Consider the following 17,839-nt stretch of genomic DNA (forward strand, 5'->3'; position numbering starts at 1 on the left):
TTGGCTTAAATCCAATCCCGAGAAATATGGCAACCACCGTATTAAGAGTCAACCTTCAAGACATCAATCTTCAGTTTTTTAAAGACTTGCAGGCAAGTGCAGGAAGCACTGCAGAGGTAGAAATACGTGTGGAAACAAATCAACAGGGTGAGGGCTTGTTCTCCGAAGAGCAGTTCTGGGACATCATCGACCTACTGGATTGGAACAAAGGCCGCCGGGACGAGATCATCCAGCCTGCTATCCAGGCTTTGTCCAAGCTGCCCATTTCGAACATCTACTTGTTTGCAGAAAAATTGGCAGAAAAATTGTACCGCTTGGACACCCGCCAACACGCCAAAGCCTACCTCGCCAAGCAGGAAGACGATTATTTTTCAATGGATGACTTTTTATACGTTCGCTGTGGTGTAGTGGCGGAAGGTCGAGCCTATTATGAACAGATACTCAAAGACCCTTCGAATATGCCCGCTGAGATTGATTTTGAACACCTCTTGAGTGTGGCGCCCGATGCTTATGCCCTCAAAACTGGAAGGGAGTTCAATTATGTGCCGAGTTTTAATTATGAAACGAAGAGTAATGCTGAGGCTTGGCAGTAAATTGAACCCACATGGCCCATCGGAATTCCTACGAGAATGAGGAACTGCATCATCTTTACGAAATTATTGACCGTTTGGACAATAGTGTATTCAAATATGGGATCAGTTGTAAACCCATTGATGCAGACGGCAGCTCCAGCCGAATGCGTGAACAAGTCAATCATTTGAACAGAATCGATCAATGGCCTCGCTTTTTTGCCCGAATTTTGATTCAGGATATTCCGGGGAAACGTGAAGCGAGGAGATTGGAAACGGAGCATATTCTGGCTTATGCTTTGGAGCATGGGGAAAGGCCGAGGGGGAATCCGGTGGATTGAAATAAAATAGGGTTGTCATTCTCCTTTTCCTTTTATCTTCGTTTACAAAGACTCTCAACATCTAAATCAGCTTAATCATGTCACTGCTCCATCGTCGTCAATTTTTACAAACTTCTACTTTTGCCATTGGCTCTACCCTGGTTCCTGCGGCCTGGCTGCAACAATTGCTGGCCCCCGCGGGTGAAATGAAACTACTACGCAACAACGTAGGCATCTTCACCGAAAGAGGCGGCACCATCGCCTGGATGATTGATAAGGAAGGTTTGGTAGTAGTAGACACCCAATTCCCGGATACTGCTACCCATTTGGTTGAAGAAATCCGCAAACAAAGCGAGCGTCGTGTTGATTTGTTGGTCAACACCCACCACCACGGCGATCACTCCGGCGGCAATATCGTTTTTAAGGACATCGTGAATAAAGTAGTGGCCCACAAAAACTCCAGAGCCAATCAGGAGCGAGTAGCCATCGGTGCCAAAACCGAAGACAAACAGTTGTATCCCGACACCACCTTCGACACCAAATGGTCACAAAAAGTCGGCAGCGAAACCATCAGCCTGCATTATTATGGCCCCGGTCATACCAACGGCGATTCCTTCGTGCATTTTGAAAATGCCAACGTGGTGCATTGTGGGGATTTGATGTTCAACCGGCGTTTTCCCAATATTGACAAAGGTGCAGGTGCCTCAATCTCCAACTGGATTGTAGCGCTGGATAAGGCTAAGAAAAATTTTGACAAGGATACCCTCTATATTTTTGGCCACGCTGCCGATGGTTTGGCGCTTACCGGAACGGTGAAAGAATTCGCGGTAATGCAAAACTACCTCTCCAAACTTTTGAAATTTGTGAAAAAAGAGGTCAAGGCGGGTAAAACCAAAGAGCAATTGATCGCCTCAAAACCACAACTCATTCCTGGAGCGGAGGAATTTAAAGGCACAGGCATTGAAAGGAGCCTCAATGCAGCTTATGATGAGGTGATGGAGGGGAGGAAATAAACATACCCTTATTTGTACAGCTGAGGCACAACATAACATACTGTACCTCCGAACAACAGTACAAACATCAATCCCAAAAAATGAGCTTGCAATGGCTCGTATTTTTTCTGGACAGTCAAAACAATGATCATTAGGATACCTACGATCAGGTGTAATGCCAATAGAAAAAATAATGGCAACTGGAACCTCATGTCTAGTTGAAAACCATATTCTTCATCAATACCGTAACACATAGTAAAGGTATACAATGCCATTAGGGTGATATGCATTAGGGTGATGTAGACTGTTTTTTTCATTCTTACTAAATTTTAACTTGCAAACACCCCCGGCAAAACAAAACAAAAAGATCCCCCCAACAAAACCAAAAATAGCAGACTCAGCCAATGAGCCTGCCCATACTCTGGTTTGTCTTTTGGTTGAGCAAAGGCCAAAACAATGATTGTAGCGCCATGCCCAACCATCATTATGGCTTGCAGTAACATAAATCCTATCCATTTATAGGGGTCATTTCCAGAGCCAGAGGCGTTCACTAAAATCGCAAAGAACAGCGTGTACAATACCAGTACGCCCAAATGAATGGTAATGATTTGATTGGGTTTTTTCATTGTTTGTTCATTTTAATTGATTCAAGCCTTATACATCGGCAACTCAATCAGCGTATCCAATTGCTCCAACCTCTCCTTCCCTCGGTAAAACAAGTTCATCGTTTCAAAAGGAATGATCCGTTGTAAGTCGGGGTGTACGATGTGCACACAAGACTTCTTGATGGCCCGCACATCAAAATCCCAGGCATCGATGAAGCGCATCACGATGATGCGAAAGAGGTTGCCATAACTCAGTCCCGGAGCATAAATATCCGGCAGGCAGCACATGATCGATTGCAGTTTTTTCTCCGCCACATCCACATTGTTGCCAGTACTGAACAATTGGATCACCTGCTCGTGCAAGCCCGAATCCTGCTCATACACGATGGTATTCCGCGAGTTGTCCAACAAATAACTGGGGTCGATCAGGCGGGTCAAGGGGAAAACCTCCCCGTTCAGTTTCAGGGCGTAGCCCATGATCAAGGCATCCGGGTTGCAGGGCACCGGAATCAAGTCTGCTGGTGTAAACAACTCGGTTTGCTCCACGATGGCCCTTCGCACCTCGGTCATGGTCATGCGGTCTTTGACGGGGTCAAACTGCTCCACGCGGCCTGCGATTTGGGTGGGCTGGAAGGTCACGCCACGCACACAAGGTTGCTTCAGCGCATATTCGATGATGGGGCCAATCTCCTGATCGTTGATGTTTTTTTGCACGGTTACCACCAGCGTAGTCGATAAATTAACCTCGTTCAGGTGTTTCAGGGCGTTTTCGCGCACCTCGCGCAGGTCGAGTCCCCGCAAATGCACCAATGGCGCAGCTTCCAGGCTATCGAACTGCAAGTAAATTTCAAAATCGGGCTGGTAGGTCGCTAACCTTTGGGCGAACTCCCGATCCCGCGCAATGCGAATGCCATTGGTGTTGACCATCACATGGCGAATAGGTCGGGCTTTGGCCAAATCCAGAATGGCAAAAAAATCAGGATGCAAGGTTGGTTCCCCGCCGCTGATTTGCACCACATCGGGTTCGCCTTCGTTGGCAACGATCAGGTCGAGCATGGCCTCAATTTCGGCGAGGCTGCGGTGTCGACCTTGGTTTGGCCCACTCTCCGCATAGCAGGTCGGGCAAGAGAGATTGCAGCGGTCGGTCACCTCCACAATAGTCAAACAGGAATGTTGCTCGTGGTCGGTACACAAGCCACAATCGAAAGGGCAACCGTGCTCCACCGGGGTATTGAACCGCTGAGGGTATTCCGATGCTTTGTTGTAATTGCGGATGTTTTTGTAATACTCGATGTCATCGGCAATTTTTACCTTAAAAAAACCGTGCTCCGGACAGGTTTTGCGCATGATGACCTGATCGTCTTCAAAGACAATTTTGGCGTCGATGCGGCGCAGACACTCGGGGCAAAGACTGATGGTGTAGTCGTAATAGGTGTAGCGGCTAATGGGCATATGGTTGGTTTCTATGTAGAGACGCAAGATCTTGCGTCTATATTCTGGCAAGACGCAAGATCTTGCGTCTCTACGGGAGCAATAATCGTTTCGGTTGTGTTACATATCGCCAATAATACAGCCACCCCAACAAGGCAGCCGTTTGAATGGCACTCAATCCCCAGGGCCAAAGCTCCACGGGTTTGATGAAATCCAGTAAAAAGCGGAAGCACAAATAATCTAGCATGAAGATTTTGAAACGCGCACCAGATGCCAGTGGATACACCCGCTCAAAGTTGTACATGACAATCCAAAACAGCCCCAGGTACAGCACTTCATACAAAGCCACCGGATGCCGCTTCAAGCCATCCCCCAAATCCATTCCGGTAAAAAAAGTAGTTTCCAGGCCATAGGTAGGCTCAAACACGCCCATCGAAAAACAGCCAAATCGACCGATCATCATGGCCAAAATCAAGGGGTAAGTGAACAGATCGCCTGAGGAGCTTTTTTCGCCAATGATTTTTTTAATGCCTTCCACACCAAACAGGCCGCCCAATAAGCCACCTACGATTGTTTTGCTGGAAAACAAGGCGAGCAACCAAACCTCCAGTGGCTTTTGCACCGTAAACAATTGGGGTCCTGCTTCCAATAAACCCAAAATGCGGGAACCCAACAAGGCCCCAAAAGTAGCGCCGATCAATATCCAGAGGCGATTGGATTGCGCGATGTTGTCCCCTTGTTTGCCCCGCAGGTAAACAAAAAAACGAAACCCTACAAAATAGGACAAGGCTTCCAGCACCGCATGTAGCGGAACTCGTTTAAACAGCAGCACCGGAAAATCGAGCAGAAAAAACGACATCCTTTACGGGTTTGTGCTACAAGATGGTACTTTTACAACACATAATCAACCATACTCATTGGTAAGATTTGATTCCAGACTTTTTTTTATTTTGCCTCCAAATCCAGTTCCATGACCAGTAAGGACATTGCCAGTACCCTTAATGCACTCCCCAGCGACAAAGTAAAATACGCCATCGTCGACATCGATGGCATTCTGCGTGGCAAAATCCTGCACCGCAGCAAGTTTTTGAAAGGGCTGGACGAAGGCATGGGCTTTTGCAACGTGGTTTTTGGCTGGGACTCCAACGATGTCTGCTACGACAATACCCGCGCCAGTGGCTGGCATACCGGCTATCCCGATGCCATTTGTAATATCGATTTAAGCACCCTACGCTACGTGCCCTGGGAAGACAACATTCCCTTTTTCCTGGGTGATTTTAGCCAGGCTGAGCCGGGAGTGCGCAGCGCTTGCCCCCGCACCTTGTTGCGGCGGATTCGGCAGGAGTGCCTGGATTTGGGGTACACCCCCATGTTTGCGCAAGAGTTTGAGTGGTTCAATTTCAAAGAAACCCCGCAAAGTTGGCACGATAAGGACTACCACTCCCCTACTCCACTCACACCGGGTATGTTTGGGTATTCCATTCTACGGCCATCGGTCAATCCTCAATTTTACCACCAGCTTTTTGATGACTTACAAGCCTTTGGCATTCCGCTCGAAGGTTTGCATACCGAAACCGGGCCAGGGGTATACGAAGCAGCCATCATTTTTGATGATATTCTGGAATCTGCTGATCGGGCTACCCTCTTCAAAACCGGGGTAAAAGAAATTGCCTATCGCCATGGCATCATGGCTTCTTTTATGGCCAAATGGAGTGAAGAATTGCCAGGCTGTGGCGGGCACATCCACCAGAGTTTGTGGGACCCTGAACAAAAACAAAACCTCTTTTACCAGGCCGATGGGTCCGAAAAGATGAGCGAATTGATGCAACACTACGTGGCGGGTCAACTGCATTGTTTGCCTTACATTTTGCCCATGTTTGTTCCCAATGTCAACAGTTACAAACGTTTGGTCAAAGGTTCCTGGGCTTCAGTGAGTGCTTCATGGGGCATTGAGAACCGGACCACTGCACTGCGGGTGATCAACCACGGACCCAAGTCGATGCGCCTCGAAACGCGGGTGCCCGGGGCTGATTCCAATCCTTACCTGGCCATGTCAGCTTGTTTGGCGGCGGGCCTCTACGGCATTAAAAATCGCCTGAGCCTGCCTGACCCGGTGCGTGGTAGTGCCTACGACAATAGTAGCAACCCACCGCTACCTACTTCACTATACGAGGCGGTGGATTTGATGAAAAGTTCTACCTTGGCGGCTGAATTGTTTGGAGCTGAATTTTGCGACCATTTCATCCGCACCCGCGAATGGGAATGGCGACAGTTCAGCCAGGCGGTAACCCAATGGGAACTAAAGCGGTATTTTGAGATTATTTAAATGTTGAGAAGTTGAGAGGTTGAGAAGTTGAGGCTACCGCAAGCGACTTAGACGCGGTCTCCCCTCAACTCCTCAACTTCTCAACTCTTCAACTCCTCAACTTCAATTCATGTTGCCCGATTACCACGCCATTATCCGCTACGCCTGGACCGCTTACGACCCCTCGCGCCAAATCGAATCCACCACTGACATCAGTGCCAGGGTCTCTACCAACCATGTTTACAAGGTGACGTTTACGGACAAAAGTTTTGTGATCGCGAAGTTGTCCTACTTTGGGCGCTACGAACATTTTGTGGAGGACCACCGCATCATCAACGTACTGGCCAATAACCTGCCCGCACCCTTTGAAAACCTGCTGGCACGTTCGCTAATCAAGGGTACCAGCCTTTTTGTGCACCGCTACATCCACGAAGACATTGATGTATGGGTGGTGTTCTATCGGGCCGTACGCATCAAAACCCGGCTGCCCCGCCGCCTGGAAGAAGAGCACATCACCAAACTTGGCCGGGAGTTTGCCCAATTCCACAAAGCCTGCCACAGCATCCGCAATACGTTGCCCAATTCTTCCAAAACGTTGCACACCGATGTGGATCATTTAATGGAAGCCATTAATCGAAAAAACAGCCACCTAGGTGCCCATGTCGACAAGGAGGAACTCAAACGGCAGTGCGACCTTTTTTACGAAAATGAAGACCAATTGCGCTTGCACCGCCTGGACCGTATCCCCGTTTTTGTGGATTGGAACATTGGCAATTTTTCGGTAAGTTCCACTTTTCGTTTATTTTCGCGCTGGGATTACGACTGGTTCCGCATCAGTAATCGCATGTTGGACTTTTATTTTTTCAGTCGGGTCGCCTCCGATATAGGTGATCGTACGGTTTTTTCCTACAACATTGGGCCACTGATGGAAGAGCGTTTTTTGCTGTTCCTGAAGTCGTACCACGCCCATTACCCCCTGACCGAAACCGAAATCCGCAGCCTGAAAGAGGTCTACCGCTTCTTCCTGTTGCATTACGTTGTCGATTATGGCACGTACTTTTTTGCCCAAAACTACTCAACCAAATTGCAGAAAGAGGCTTTCGAAGTGCATTTTCCCTCTATTGAAAAAGGCTTCGATCCCGACAAGTTACTCAAGGCTTTAAAATTGTAAGGTGGTATGGAAAAAAAGGATTCGTTTTTGGAAGTGGTGTCTGGCTTCAAGGCCGTTTTTTTGGATTCTTATGGAGTGATCAAAAACTACCGGGGACTTATCGAAGGCGTGCAGGAAACCCTGGACTTTATTCAGGCCCGCGGCATTGAGTTTCGCATCCTCACCAATGATGCCTCCCGCAGTCAGGAGCAACAGGCGGAGTCCTTTTTGCGCCTGGGGCTGAAGGGTATTCCCGCGGAAAAGATCGTCACCTCGGGCATGATGGCCAAACAATACCTGCAACTTAAAATCAAAGGTGGAAAAGTGGCGTACCTGGGCACCGCCAACGCCGCCCACTACATCATGCAGGCCAACCTGGAGAGTGTCGCCATCGCCGACCTGGACAAACACGACCTCAACGATATCCAGGCTATGGTTTTTTTGGATGATGAGGGTTTCGACTGGAATTTTGACATCAACCGTACAGTCAACCTCATCCGCAAAAAAAACATGCCCATCATCGTGGCCAATTCGGATAACCTATACCCGATTTCACACAACGACGTATCTATCGCCACCGGCGGCATCGCCAAACTGGTGGAAAGCATCATCAACAAAAAATTCATCCACTTCGGCAAGCCCGATACCCAGATGTTCAACTTCGCTTTTGAAGACATCAACCGTTACAGCGAGTACAACAAGGAGGAAATCCTGATGGTAGGTGATACGCTGCATACGGATATCCTGGGTGGCAACAAGTTTGGCATCAAAACTGCCCTGGTGCTCAGTGGCAATACCAGCGCCAGCGAGATGGAAATGAATATCCGTTCTACGGGGATTATTCCGGATTACATTTGTGAGTCGATTGGGGGGTAAGTTGGGAAATACCTTTTTCTCTTTGGTCGCTGGTAAAGTTGAGAAGTTGAGAGTAGCCAGCGCCCAAGTCGCTGCGGTAGCCTCAACTCCTCAACTCCTCAACTTATTTTTTACCTTTGCGCCCGAAACAAAAACACACATGCAACTCATCGATACCCACGCCCACCTCTACTCCGAAGAATTCAACGAAGACCGTTCGGAAATGATTCAACGCGCGTTGGAGGCAGGCGTCACCCGGATGTATTTGCCCAATATCGACAGCACTTCGATTGAGGGTATGCTGGCCCTGGAAGCACAACATCCCGGACAATGCCTGGCCATGATGGGGCTACACCCTTGCTACGTAAAGGAGAACTACCAGGAGGAGTTGGCACTGGTCAAATCCTGGTTGGAAAAACGCAGCTTTCCGGCCATCGGCGAAATTGGCATCGATTTGTACTGGGACAAAACCCACGTCAAAGAACAGGAAGAGGCTTTTTTGACCCAGGTTGAATGGGCCAAACAATACGATCTGCCCATCGTCATCCACTCCCGGGAGTCGATGGATATGATTTTGGAGCTCTTGCAACCCGTGCGCCATCCACGCTTGCGGGGCATTTTCCACTGTTTTTCCGGCTCGGTACCACAAGCGGAAGCGGCCATCGAAATGGGCTTTCTCCTGGGCATCGGTGGCGTTTTGACTTTTAAAAAATCGGGTCTGGATGCTGTGCTGAGTGAAATAGCGCTCCAACACCTGGTTTTGGAAACCGACGCGCCCTACCTCGCCCCCACTCCCTTCCGCGGCAAACGCAACGAAAGCAGTTATGTGCTTAAGGTGGCGGAAAAACTGGCCGAGGTCAAAGGGGTGAGTGTGAACGAAGTAGCCGAGGTCACAACCCAAAACGCCTTGCAGCTTTTTGGAACTTTGTAAAAAAATCTGTGTTTTTGTTGTCAGTACGCGGGGAAGACTGTAAATTTGCCCCACTTTAATTGCAAGCACATACAGAGAGGTGCTCGAGTGGTTGAAGAGGTACGCCTGGAAAGCGTATATACCGCAAGGTATCGAGGGTTCGAATCCCTTCCTCTCTGCAAGAATAAGAGCCGGTTCGTCAAATTTGATGAATCGGCTCTTTTCGTTTTTGCCAAGACATTATAAATTTTAAGACTCGCCATCCCCTATCGCTGCAAAGCTGGCCTTTTGCAAATTTAATATAACGAGCTGTTTGTTTGCGGAACAGGCAATTTTCATGGAAGATAGTTGATTTTTAAAGTTGTGTAGCATGACCAACAATGCAACTTTTTAATCAAAAATCCATCCCTTGTAAAATTACCCTAACGAAAACTCATTATGAAAACAGCTCTATTATGGATCGCTTTGCTCTTACTGCTTTCTCCAAAGTTTGAGGCTCAAACGCCTGTGGTAAACCAGACTACTAGCTCAGCAAAAAAAATGCTTGAAAAATCGGCAATGGAAGCCGACTTCAACGTATTGGTCAATGCACTCAAAGAAGTACACGGGGGCTTACATCGTTTTGTAAGTGCCGCAGAATTGGACAAACGGCTAGCCCTACACAAGCAAAAAATAAATGCCTCCAAAAGCCAGTTGGAGTTTATTTCCATCCTTTCCGAAACATTGGCAGAAGTCAGAGATGGGCATTTAAGACTTGAATACGATGAGCAAACCTATGCCGAACTAGCTAGTGCACGCCTTTTTCCTTTACGTTTAGCGATTGAAGACAAAAAAGCAATCGTCGTTTTTAACGATACACCTCAAGACAATGGTGTTCAGCCGGGGATGGAGCTGGTGGCCATCAATGGGCATGCCATTCCTGAGCTTGTTTCCATTATGCTTAAAAAGATCGGGGGTGATGGTTTTGTTGAAACGGGTAAACTTAGAAACCTGGAGCGCAGTTTTGCGACGTATTATTGGTTATTTGTGGATCAATCACCCGTTTTTGAATTGACCCTACGAAAGCAGGACAACTCCTCACTAATGATCAAACTGGATGGCGTCCTCAACAAAGAACGTGCTCTGAACCGCAGCAATAACCCCGTAAATAAAGCCGCACTCAGCAATTTCATTATTCCAGGAACGCAAAAAATAAACATCAACCTGGATTTTTTACAAGACGAAAAAATCGCCTATCTGAGCGTTCGGTCTTTTGATGTTGATGATTTTAAGCCAAAACTTGATTCGGCCATGCAAACGATTCGGAATAAAGCCCCTAAAGCTTTAATCCTTGATTTGCGTGGCAATGGTGGTGGAGTGGATCAATACGGCGCCTATCTGGTTGCTCAGTTCGTTGATCATTCTTTTCGCTATTTTGAAAGCATACATCTAAAGTCAATTGACCCCTCCTTTACCAAGTGGAAACCTAAAACCTATGAGGACTTGAAAAATGGAACCCTCCCCGATGGTAAAGGGGAATACCTTGTAAGCGAAAAACTTCACGATGGAATCGGCAATCAAATGCCTGCAAGTCATCCTTTCAAAGGAAAACTTATTGTACTGGTTAATGGAGGTACATTTTCCACAGCAGCTGATGCGAGTGCCATACTTCAATCCTTAAAACGAGCGATTTTTGTAGGTGAGGAAACGGGGGGAACCAGTGAAGGCAATACTTCTGGACTAAATGCAAAAATAGTAATGCCCAATTCTGGGTTGAACGTTAAAATCCACATGTATGGCTATTGGAATGCCATTAAAAATCACCAAAAAGGCAGAGGAGTTATCCCGGCTTATCTGGTCGACAATACAATAAATGACTTGATCCAAGGAATTGACGCCCAAAAGAACAAAGCCATTGAATTGGCCAAAAAGTAGACATCCCGAATTTAATGAAGAGCAATACCAAACATCATTCCCCTAACGTCGCCATTTGGTCAACTCCTCACAATCCAGCTCAGCAGGTAACCTGCTTTTCAATATTTGAATTATATTACCCCCTATTCTGTTAATTTACCCTTCAAATTCATGCGTACCACTACTCTATTTTTGATCCTTGCTCTATTCGCAATCCGATCTTTTGGGCAAAGTATACCCTCACCCAAAGAGCATTTCGGATTCAACATCGGCGACAATTACCGGCTCGCCAATTACACCCAAACCGAAGCCTATTTCAAAAAAATCGCTGCCGCCTCCGACCGAACCAAGCTGGTGGACATTGGCAAAACCGAAGAAGGCCGTACCCAGTACATGATGATCGTCTCTTCGCCAGAGAACATCAAAAACCTGGAGAAGTACAAAAGCATTTCCCAAAAGTTGGCCAGAGCAGAAAACCTCAGCCCTGCGGAGGCACGAAAGCTAGCAGATGAAGGCAAGGCAGTAGTCTGGATTGATGGCGGTTTGCACGCCACCGAAACGGTAGGCACCCACCAATTGATCGAATCCATTTGGCAAACCGTTAGCCGAAAAGACCCTGAAACCCTGCGCCTACTGGACAAGGTGATCATCCTTTTTGTACACGCCAACCCCGATGGACAGGAACTGGTGTCCAACTGGTACATGCGTGAACCAGATACCCTAAAAAGGTCCTTGAACCAACTACCTCGCCTGTACGAAAAGTACATTGGGCACGACAACAACCGCGACTTTTTTATGAACAACATGAGCGAGTCCAAAAACATCAGTCGCCAGTTGTATGTCGAGTGGCTCCCTCAGATCTTGTACAATCACCACCAGACCGGCCCTCCTGGATCCGTGGTAGCAGGGCCACCTTATCGTGATCCGTTCAATTATGTATACGATCCGATCGTAGTGACCAGCCTTGACGCCGTGGGTGCGGCGATGATCAATCGCCTGAATGCAGAAGGAAAGCCCGGTTACACCCAACGCAATGGCTCGGTTTTTTCCACCTGGTGGAACGGGGGCCTGCGCACCACCGCATATTTTCACAACATCGTGGGCATCTTGACCGAAATCATCGGTAGCCCCACTCCGGCCAGTGTACCCCTGGTACCCGAACGGCTTTTACCGAACGCTGCCACCCCATTTCCGGTTACGCCGCAAAAATGGTTGTACAAGCAGTCCATCGATTATTCTGTTTCGTTGAATTACGCCGTATTGGATCATGCTGCCCGCAACAGCGAACATTTGTTGTACAACATTTACCTCATGGGGAAAAACTCCATTGAGAAGGGAAGCCGCAACAACTGGACGCTTTCACCCAGCCTCATCGATTCGGTCAGCAGTGCTGCTAAAAAAGAACCTGCCCGCAGTAATACCGCAGGCGCAGCAAATGAGGAGAACCCGTTTGGCGGTAGGCCAACTACCCCTGTCAAATACTATGATTTGGTGTTCAAAGACTCTACGCTGCGGGATGCCCGAGGCTATATCCTTCCCTCGGATCAACCCGATTTTGCCGTAGCCGTAAAATTCCTGAATGCCTTGATCGAATCGGGTATTAAAGTACACCGGGCTACTGCCGACTTTACGGTGGAAGGGAAAAAATACCCTGCTGGTTCTTATGTGGTTTTGACCAATCAGGCATTTCGCCCGCATGTACTGGATATGTTTGAACCACAGGATCACCCCAATGACTTTTTGTATCCCGGTGGCCCACCTGTTCGTCCTTACGATGCCGCAGGCTGGACACCCGCTTTCACCATGGGTTTTAAATTCGACCGCATTTTGAATGGGTTTAGTGGACCTTTTGAAGCGGTTCCTTATGGTGCGATTCAAGCGCCAAAAGGGAGTTTGCAAAAAGCAAGTACTGTAGCCGGGTACATCCTGGATGCACGTTCCAACAATTCCTTTATTGCCGTGAATGATCTTTTGCAAGCGGGTGTCGTAGTACATCGCGTTACGAATGCGACCAACGACAACATCGCCCAGGGTTCATTTTTTGTCCCGGCCACAAGCAAGCCTGAGGCAAGGTTAGAAAAGGCGGCTGCCGATTTCAATTTGCAGATCAGTGCGGTGGCCAAACAACCAACGGGTTTGGAAAAAGTTGCCCCCTTGCGCATTGCCTTGTGGGATGTATACGGCGGTTCCATGCCCTCGGGCTGGGTGCGCTGGCTGATGGAGCAATACCATTTCCCCTTTAAGCGCATTTTCGCCCAGGAAATTGATGCGGGCGGCCTGAAGCAGAAATACGATGTGATTGTGTTTGTGGGTGGCGCAATTCCTGCTAATGTTTCCAAAAGCACCACGCGAGACACCATTCCAGCCAACATCCCAGCAGAGTTCCGGGATCATTACGGCAGAATCACGGCAGATAAATCCATCCCATCGCTCAAAGCATTTTTAGAGGCTGGCGGCAATATCGTTACCATTGGCAGCAGCACCAGTCTGGCGTACCATTTGAAATTGCCGGTGCGCAATGCCCTGGTTGAAGTGGTGGATGGAAAAGAACGGACCTTGCCTGGCGAAAAGTTCTATATTCCGGGCAGCGTGATGCAGATAAAAGTAGATGCGACACAACCAGCAGCCTGGGGTGTGGGTAAGGAAGCAGATGTATTCTTTCAAAGCAGTCCAGTATTCCACGTTTCACCAGAGGCGCTTTCCAAAGGAATGGTGACGCCCATTGCTTGGTTTGATTCGGCTAAAACCTTGCGCAGTGGTTGGGCCTGGGGCCAAGGCTATTTGCGCAATGGGGTAGCCGCTTTTGTGGCGAAGGTAGGTACAGGAAAATTGTATGCCTTTGGGCCTGAAATTACGTTCAGGGGGCAAACGCAGAAGACATTTAAGTTTTTGTTCAATGAGTTGTATCAGGGGGTGAAGAATTGATGGACTTGAGGCGATTTGATTATCAAGCAATTAATTTTTTGTAACTATTTAGCACCCATCCACCTGCGGTGGATTTTATATTCAATTTTTTTTACCACAAAGACACAAAGACACAAAGGCACAACATTTCAGATCTTAATGTCTTTGTGCCTTTGTGCCTTTGTGGTAAAAAATTCCACCGCAGGCGGCTGCTAAATAGTTACAATTTTTTTGAGATAAGAGCCTTAATCTAATCGCGAAGCGATTGAAATCAATTGAGCTGAAAAGCACCAATAAAACCAAGCCTTTCGTCTTTCAAAACATATATTTTACTGCCTGAGGAGAATTCTGCTTCAGACTCTTCGTCTGGTTCTTCAGTAATGGTACAGATCAGTGGTTGTAGGTTTTCGACCTTAGCTTGCAATGGTTCAAATTCAAAAAGCCATTCTCCGCCTGGAAAGGTTCTGACATAAACGTGTATTTGCTCTCCTACTTTCATGGTTCAATCTTTACAGTTAATAAAGAAATGTGTTGGGTGCAATTTGTCCTATCTCACATGTCAACGGATCTAGGATTATATAGTTCCCATCGGCGTCAAGATACAAGCTATCAGTACGTGGGACAAATTCATAAAAGCTACGAAGCCTTTATATTGGTTCTGTTTTTTCGCGCAACGGGAGCCCCGCTAGGGGCGCAATATGGGTAGAAAACAACAGCCCCGATGTTTTCCCGAGTCCCGTAGGGACGTGATGTGGGTATTTAGATGGCTATGATACCCACATTTCGTCCCTACGAGACTCAGAAAAACCCTGGGTATTGCGATATCCTACCCATATTTCGCCCCTAGCGGGGCTTAAATCGTTGCTCAAACCAAGACCAATCGGCCCTGCCTCACAGGGGGCGGGGTTTGAAAAAGCAAACAATAGCATTTAAACTATTGAAAAACAATATTTTAAAACTCTCATAGACAACACTTACACTCTATTGATCTCCAGTAACCCTCCAGAATCACATGCATTTCCAAAACCCCCAAAATAGTTTTGCACCATATTGATCTTCAAATTCCTCTTTCAAACCATCTATTCTTAAAGGAACAATATCCCAAATAGCCCGTAATGCATTCACTGCTTGATCTGATACGGGGATATTTCGGTAATCTGTGAATTTATTGAGTACAAAAAGACCGTTTTTTGTTTCTGGGATTGTGCATTTATTGTATTTCGAATTAACCTTTCGGTAGATGTTATCATACAGTAAACCCACCTCCCTGGGATGAATCTCTCCTTTTGATACAGCGGTTCTGAGCTCATTTTCCAATTCAAAAAAAGCACAGCTGTTGTGCAACAATACAACAAGAGTAAATTTTGAGGCCAAATCATCATCGATTTTAAAGTAATCAAGTAGATTTCCATATTTTTGCTTACGCTTATTCCAATCAAAATTAGGAAACCCTACTTCCTTAAATACAGTACTATCAGCAATGCCCAAGAGTTTTGCACCTGGAAAGCCTCCATATTTTTTAATCCCTATTTTTATCGCATTTAAGCACATTTTTTGGAACTCTGAGTATTCGAGATCACTTGAGTTCTTTTTCAATTGATCTTCCATTGATAGTCCATATACTGTTTGAAGGTATTGAAAATTCACTTTCTTTAAATATTTGGCTCTATGGGTCTGATATGCCCGAATCATGCTCGTATCGGTGACCAGTTGGGTATACAAATCTTGAGTTAACTTGATGTTTTTAAAATAATCAGGTCTTAACCCGTTTTCATAACCTTTCAGCAGATACCCCATGAAGGGCTTTTTACTATGAAGCGCTAACTGGACAGCATTAATGGCATCCTTGGCAAAAATATAATCGAATGAAGAAAATGCCTGATCGTAATAATAAAATGCACTGTCTATCTTTTTGTGGTCAAAGAAACATTCTTCAGCGTGATTGATTAAGCGATGGTAAATACGATAGTCAGAAGTCTGACCATAGGCGAAGTGAGCAATAAAAAAAAGATAGATGGTTGTATGAATTGACTTCATATCAAGAGATTTGAAAAATTGGACTGATGTCAATTCTTTTAAGCCAAGTTATTTTAACCATTTCACTTCCCCAACACCGGCACCTTACTCACCTTCACCTCAAACTTCCTTGCCACCGGCACTTCCTTTTCCTCCAGATATTCCTCTTGCCGATACGTTTTCACCAATGCCACCGCGATGATCCGCACCCGGGCATCAATCGCTTCGATGTAATTGTCGTTGGCCATTTCAAAGGTCAGGGTGCCTTGGGTGTAGGTGTTGTGCCGGGCGTAGGCGGCCGGGCCATCGCCTTGGTCGAGAATTTTGGCGTCTTTGTTCATCACGCGGTACTTGATGTTGTTGCCGCCACGGGGTACGGTGAAGTAACTCACGCCATCCAGGGCCAGGGAAGCAAGGGCGCCGTAGGGCCCAGCGAGATAGCCCAATTTGCCAGCGGCACTTACGGCAGATTTGCCCAGGGTAGCCAGACGATTGGCTTCGCTGTATTGTTTTTCGGCCTGCTCTCCCGAGCCGATCCAATAGGCCCAGGCGATGACTTCGTAAGAGCGGTCGGTTTCGTATTTGTTGCTGGGCAAGGTGATGGGCACTTTGCTGGAGGTAGAGCCGGACCAACTGGCTTTGGCCGCAATGCGTTCGGTTTTATCGGCCAAACTCACGATGGCAGTATCTGTACGTGCCAACACCCGACGGGTTTGTTTCACCATTTGTTTTTCAAACCGGGTTTCGTTGTTTTGGTATACGGTGTCAAACTTCTCCACCCATTTTACTGCCGTGACAAAGGTTTGGGTCTTGTCCGTTTGGGGGATCCGTTTGATTTGCACCTTGATGGTGCGGTCTTTTTTGGTATCGCTGCGGAAGCGGAAGCGGTACACGGCCGCTCTGGGTACTTCGATGGTTTTTTCCTTCACCGCTGCGGTGTTCACTTCCTTGAACTTGACATTGCTGGGAAACTCAGTGATTTCAACCTCCGCCAGCATTGCGCCTACGTTTTCGCTGAAGCTGAAGACGATTTTATCGCCCGTAGCGAAGCCGTAGAACAGCTCTTGTTCTTCTTTGTTGGAGAACTGCAAACTGAGGTCGCATACTTCGACGGGTTTGGGTTTGACCGCCTTGTTTTGGGCCTGCAGGTAGAAAGAGCAGCAAAGGAGCAGAAGGAAAAATAGGTTTTTCATAGGAGTACTAAGTTCAGAATGATTGTTTTTATGTTTTTGGAAACGAATAGTCGCAGGTTTTTAATTTCACTAGAGCGACATTTTTTAGCACAAAGGACACCAAGGAGGGCACAAAGGACACAATGTTAGACGTTGACGACTCTTTGTGTTCTTTGTGCACTTCTTTGTGTTCTTTGTGATAATGTGTCGCTTTGGTCCACATAGCTTAGTGAAACAACCACATCTACGCCCTCGGCACCTCTTTCTGCAAAAACACCTTCCCCGGGATACAAGGCCCATACACCGACTGCCCATCCCACATCCCTTCAAGGTACCAGGTCGTGTCTTTTTTCTTCAGGGTGAGGTTGCCCCATTTGAGGCACCAGGCCATGTCTTCGAGTTTGGAATATTGGATGATGCGGTTTTCTTTAAATACAACGGTATTGCCTTTCACTTCACCCGTAAAAGCCATCTCGGCGTGGACTTTTTCCACACTGACATAAGTGGTGCCGGTGATTTTATTGCCCTTTTGTTGGATGGTTATTTCGCAGTAGTATTTTTGGCGAAATCCACCCTCTTGTTGGGTCAGCACTCCAACCCATTTGCCATTCAATTCATTGTTTTGGGCGGATAGGGCCAGGCTAAAACTCAAAAAGGCCAGTAGTATCAGATTCTTCATATTTCAGGTTTGGCGTTAGACTTTATGAACAGAACGAC

Annotated in this window: 17 protein-coding genes and 1 tRNA gene; 10 read left to right on the top strand and 8 right to left on the bottom strand. The window is 47.1% G+C overall.

The annotated features are described in order from the left end of the window. Positions 1–26: 26 nt before the first annotated feature. The 3 genes from ACO08K_RS06110 (at position 27) to ACO08K_RS06120 (ending at position 1,902) form a co-directional block, all read left to right on the top strand. Positions 27–593 carry a DUF4240 domain-containing protein gene (locus tag ACO08K_RS06110; RefSeq protein ID WP_421795511.1) on the top strand — a complete coding sequence of 189 codons (567 nt, stop codon included), beginning with the start codon at positions 27–29 and terminating at the stop codon, positions 591–593. A gap of 11 nt (positions 594–604) precedes the next feature. Continuing rightward, the gene (locus ACO08K_RS06115; protein WP_421795512.1) at positions 605–910 is read left to right on the top strand and encodes a hypothetical protein; all 306 of its coding nucleotides are present in this window, start codon (positions 605–607) and stop codon (positions 908–910) included. 77 nt (positions 911–987) lie between these two features. Beyond that, complete coding sequence (locus tag ACO08K_RS06120) at positions 988–1,902, top strand: MBL fold metallo-hydrolase (protein WP_421795513.1); 915 nt, start codon at positions 988–990, stop codon at positions 1,900–1,902. 8 nt (positions 1,903–1,910) lie between these two features. Here ACO08K_RS06120 and ACO08K_RS06125 read toward each other — a convergent pair whose 3' ends face one another. The 4 genes from ACO08K_RS06125 to ACO08K_RS06140 all read right to left on the bottom strand — a co-directional run bounded on the left by ACO08K_RS06125 (position 1,911) and on the right by ACO08K_RS06140 (position 4,776). Next, the gene (locus tag ACO08K_RS06125; RefSeq protein WP_421795514.1) at positions 1,911–2,198 is read right to left on the bottom strand and encodes a hypothetical protein; all 288 of its coding nucleotides are present in this window, start codon (positions 2,196–2,198) and stop codon (positions 1,911–1,913) included. Between the two features lie 12 nt (positions 2,199–2,210). Beyond that, a complete protein-coding gene (locus ACO08K_RS06130; RefSeq protein ID WP_421795515.1) occupies positions 2,211–2,507 on the bottom strand; it encodes a hypothetical protein in 297 nt (98 codons plus the stop codon). Positions 2,508–2,528: 21 nt separating this feature from the next. Next, positions 2,529–3,938, bottom strand: coding sequence for a radical SAM protein (locus tag ACO08K_RS06135; protein ID WP_421798295.1), 1,410 nt, complete (start codon positions 3,936–3,938; stop codon positions 2,529–2,531). Between the two features lie 70 nt (positions 3,939–4,008). Next, entirely contained in the window at positions 4,009–4,776 is a 768-nt protein-coding gene (locus ACO08K_RS06140) for a prolipoprotein diacylglyceryl transferase family protein (protein WP_421795516.1), read from the bottom strand. A 111-nt stretch (positions 4,777–4,887) separates the two neighbouring features. On the opposite strand from ACO08K_RS06140, the gene ACO08K_RS06145 reads away from it, so the two are divergent. The 7 genes from ACO08K_RS06145 (at position 4,888) to ACO08K_RS06175 (ending at position 13,955) form a co-directional block, all read left to right on the top strand. Then, entirely contained in the window at positions 4,888–6,243 is a 1,356-nt protein-coding gene (locus ACO08K_RS06145; protein WP_421795517.1) for a glutamine synthetase family protein, read from the top strand. A gap of 109 nt (positions 6,244–6,352) precedes the next feature. Next, a complete protein-coding gene (locus tag ACO08K_RS06150; protein WP_421795518.1) occupies positions 6,353–7,393 on the top strand; it encodes a hypothetical protein in 1,041 nt (346 codons plus the stop codon). Between the two features lie 6 nt (positions 7,394–7,399). Then, positions 7,400–8,248 carry an HAD-IIA family hydrolase gene (locus ACO08K_RS06155; protein ID WP_421795519.1) on the top strand — a complete coding sequence of 283 codons (849 nt, stop codon included), beginning with the start codon at positions 7,400–7,402 and terminating at the stop codon, positions 8,246–8,248. Positions 8,249–8,387: 139 nt separating this feature from the next. Then, positions 8,388–9,158 carry a TatD family hydrolase gene (locus ACO08K_RS06160; RefSeq protein WP_421795520.1) on the top strand — a complete coding sequence of 257 codons (771 nt, stop codon included), beginning with the start codon at positions 8,388–8,390 and terminating at the stop codon, positions 9,156–9,158. A 73-nt stretch (positions 9,159–9,231) separates the two neighbouring features. Beyond that, positions 9,232–9,316, top strand: a tRNA-Ser gene (locus ACO08K_RS06165). Positions 9,317–9,575: 259 nt separating this feature from the next. Then, the gene (locus tag ACO08K_RS06170; RefSeq protein ID WP_421795521.1) at positions 9,576–11,051 is read left to right on the top strand and encodes a S41 family peptidase; all 1,476 of its coding nucleotides are present in this window, start codon (positions 9,576–9,578) and stop codon (positions 11,049–11,051) included. A gap of 150 nt (positions 11,052–11,201) precedes the next feature. Continuing rightward, entirely contained in the window at positions 11,202–13,955 is a 2,754-nt protein-coding gene (locus ACO08K_RS06175; protein WP_421795522.1) for a M14 family metallopeptidase, read from the top strand. 250 nt (positions 13,956–14,205) lie between these two features. On the opposite strand, the gene ACO08K_RS06180 is transcribed toward ACO08K_RS06175, so the two are convergent. From ACO08K_RS06180 to ACO08K_RS06195, 4 genes are all read right to left on the bottom strand, one after another. Continuing rightward, positions 14,206–14,433, bottom strand: a complete 228-nt coding sequence (locus tag ACO08K_RS06180; protein WP_421795523.1) for a hypothetical protein — start codon at positions 14,431–14,433, stop codon at positions 14,206–14,208. Positions 14,434–14,942: 509 nt separating this feature from the next. Beyond that, positions 14,943–15,971 (bottom strand): hypothetical protein, encoded by a 1,029-nt coding sequence (locus tag ACO08K_RS06185; RefSeq protein ID WP_421795524.1) that lies wholly within the window; start codon positions 15,969–15,971, stop codon positions 14,943–14,945. A gap of 62 nt (positions 15,972–16,033) precedes the next feature. Then, the gene (locus ACO08K_RS06190) at positions 16,034–17,143 is read right to left on the bottom strand and encodes a hypothetical protein (RefSeq protein ID WP_421795525.1); all 1,110 of its coding nucleotides are present in this window, start codon (positions 17,141–17,143) and stop codon (positions 16,034–16,036) included. 223 nt (positions 17,144–17,366) lie between these two features. After that, positions 17,367–17,801 carry a hypothetical protein gene (locus tag ACO08K_RS06195; protein WP_421795526.1) on the bottom strand — a complete coding sequence of 145 codons (435 nt, stop codon included), beginning with the start codon at positions 17,799–17,801 and terminating at the stop codon, positions 17,367–17,369. Positions 17,802–17,839 lie beyond the last annotated feature (38 nt).

The sequence above is a fragment of the Haliscomenobacter sp. genome (assembly GCF_965225875.1).
GTDB lineage: Bacteria > Bacteroidota > Bacteroidia > Chitinophagales > Saprospiraceae > Haliscomenobacter.

What these genes read in the sequence shown, in the direction of transcription:
- ACO08K_RS06135 (WP_421798295.1), bottom strand. Translation starts at nt 3,938, where the DNA reads ATGCCCATTAGCCGCTACACCTATTACGACTACACCATCAGTCTTTGC.
- ACO08K_RS06170 (WP_421795521.1), top strand. Translation starts at nt 9,576, where the DNA reads ATGAAAACAGCTCTATTATGGATCGCTTTGCTCTTACTGCTTTCTCCA.
- ACO08K_RS06195 (WP_421795526.1), bottom strand. Translation starts at nt 17,801, where the DNA reads ATGAAGAATCTGATACTACTGGCCTTTTTGAGTTTTAGCCTGGCCCTA.
- ACO08K_RS06140 (WP_421795516.1), bottom strand. Translation starts at nt 4,776, where the DNA reads ATGTCGTTTTTTCTGCTCGATTTTCCGGTGCTGCTGTTTAAACGAGTT.
- ACO08K_RS06150 (WP_421795518.1), top strand. Translation starts at nt 6,353, where the DNA reads ATGTTGCCCGATTACCACGCCATTATCCGCTACGCCTGGACCGCTTAC.
- ACO08K_RS06110 (WP_421795511.1), top strand. Translation starts at nt 27, where the DNA reads ATGGCAACCACCGTATTAAGAGTCAACCTTCAAGACATCAATCTTCAG.
- ACO08K_RS06125 (WP_421795514.1), bottom strand. Translation starts at nt 2,198, where the DNA reads ATGAAAAAAACAGTCTACATCACCCTAATGCATATCACCCTAATGGCA.
- ACO08K_RS06145 (WP_421795517.1), top strand. Translation starts at nt 4,888, where the DNA reads ATGACCAGTAAGGACATTGCCAGTACCCTTAATGCACTCCCCAGCGAC.
- ACO08K_RS06190 (WP_421795525.1), bottom strand. Translation starts at nt 17,143, where the DNA reads ATGAAAAACCTATTTTTCCTTCTGCTCCTTTGCTGCTCTTTCTACCTG.
- ACO08K_RS06120 (WP_421795513.1), top strand. Translation starts at nt 988, where the DNA reads ATGTCACTGCTCCATCGTCGTCAATTTTTACAAACTTCTACTTTTGCC.
- ACO08K_RS06180 (WP_421795523.1), bottom strand. Translation starts at nt 14,433, where the DNA reads ATGAAAGTAGGAGAGCAAATACACGTTTATGTCAGAACCTTTCCAGGC.
- ACO08K_RS06160 (WP_421795520.1), top strand. Translation starts at nt 8,388, where the DNA reads ATGCAACTCATCGATACCCACGCCCACCTCTACTCCGAAGAATTCAAC.
- ACO08K_RS06185 (WP_421795524.1), bottom strand. Translation starts at nt 15,971, where the DNA reads ATGAAGTCAATTCATACAACCATCTATCTTTTTTTTATTGCTCACTTC.
- ACO08K_RS06175 (WP_421795522.1), top strand. Translation starts at nt 11,202, where the DNA reads ATGCGTACCACTACTCTATTTTTGATCCTTGCTCTATTCGCAATCCGA.
- ACO08K_RS06155 (WP_421795519.1), top strand. Translation starts at nt 7,400, where the DNA reads ATGGAAAAAAAGGATTCGTTTTTGGAAGTGGTGTCTGGCTTCAAGGCC.
- ACO08K_RS06130 (WP_421795515.1), bottom strand. Translation starts at nt 2,507, where the DNA reads ATGAAAAAACCCAATCAAATCATTACCATTCATTTGGGCGTACTGGTA.
- ACO08K_RS06115 (WP_421795512.1), top strand. Translation starts at nt 605, where the DNA reads ATGGCCCATCGGAATTCCTACGAGAATGAGGAACTGCATCATCTTTAC.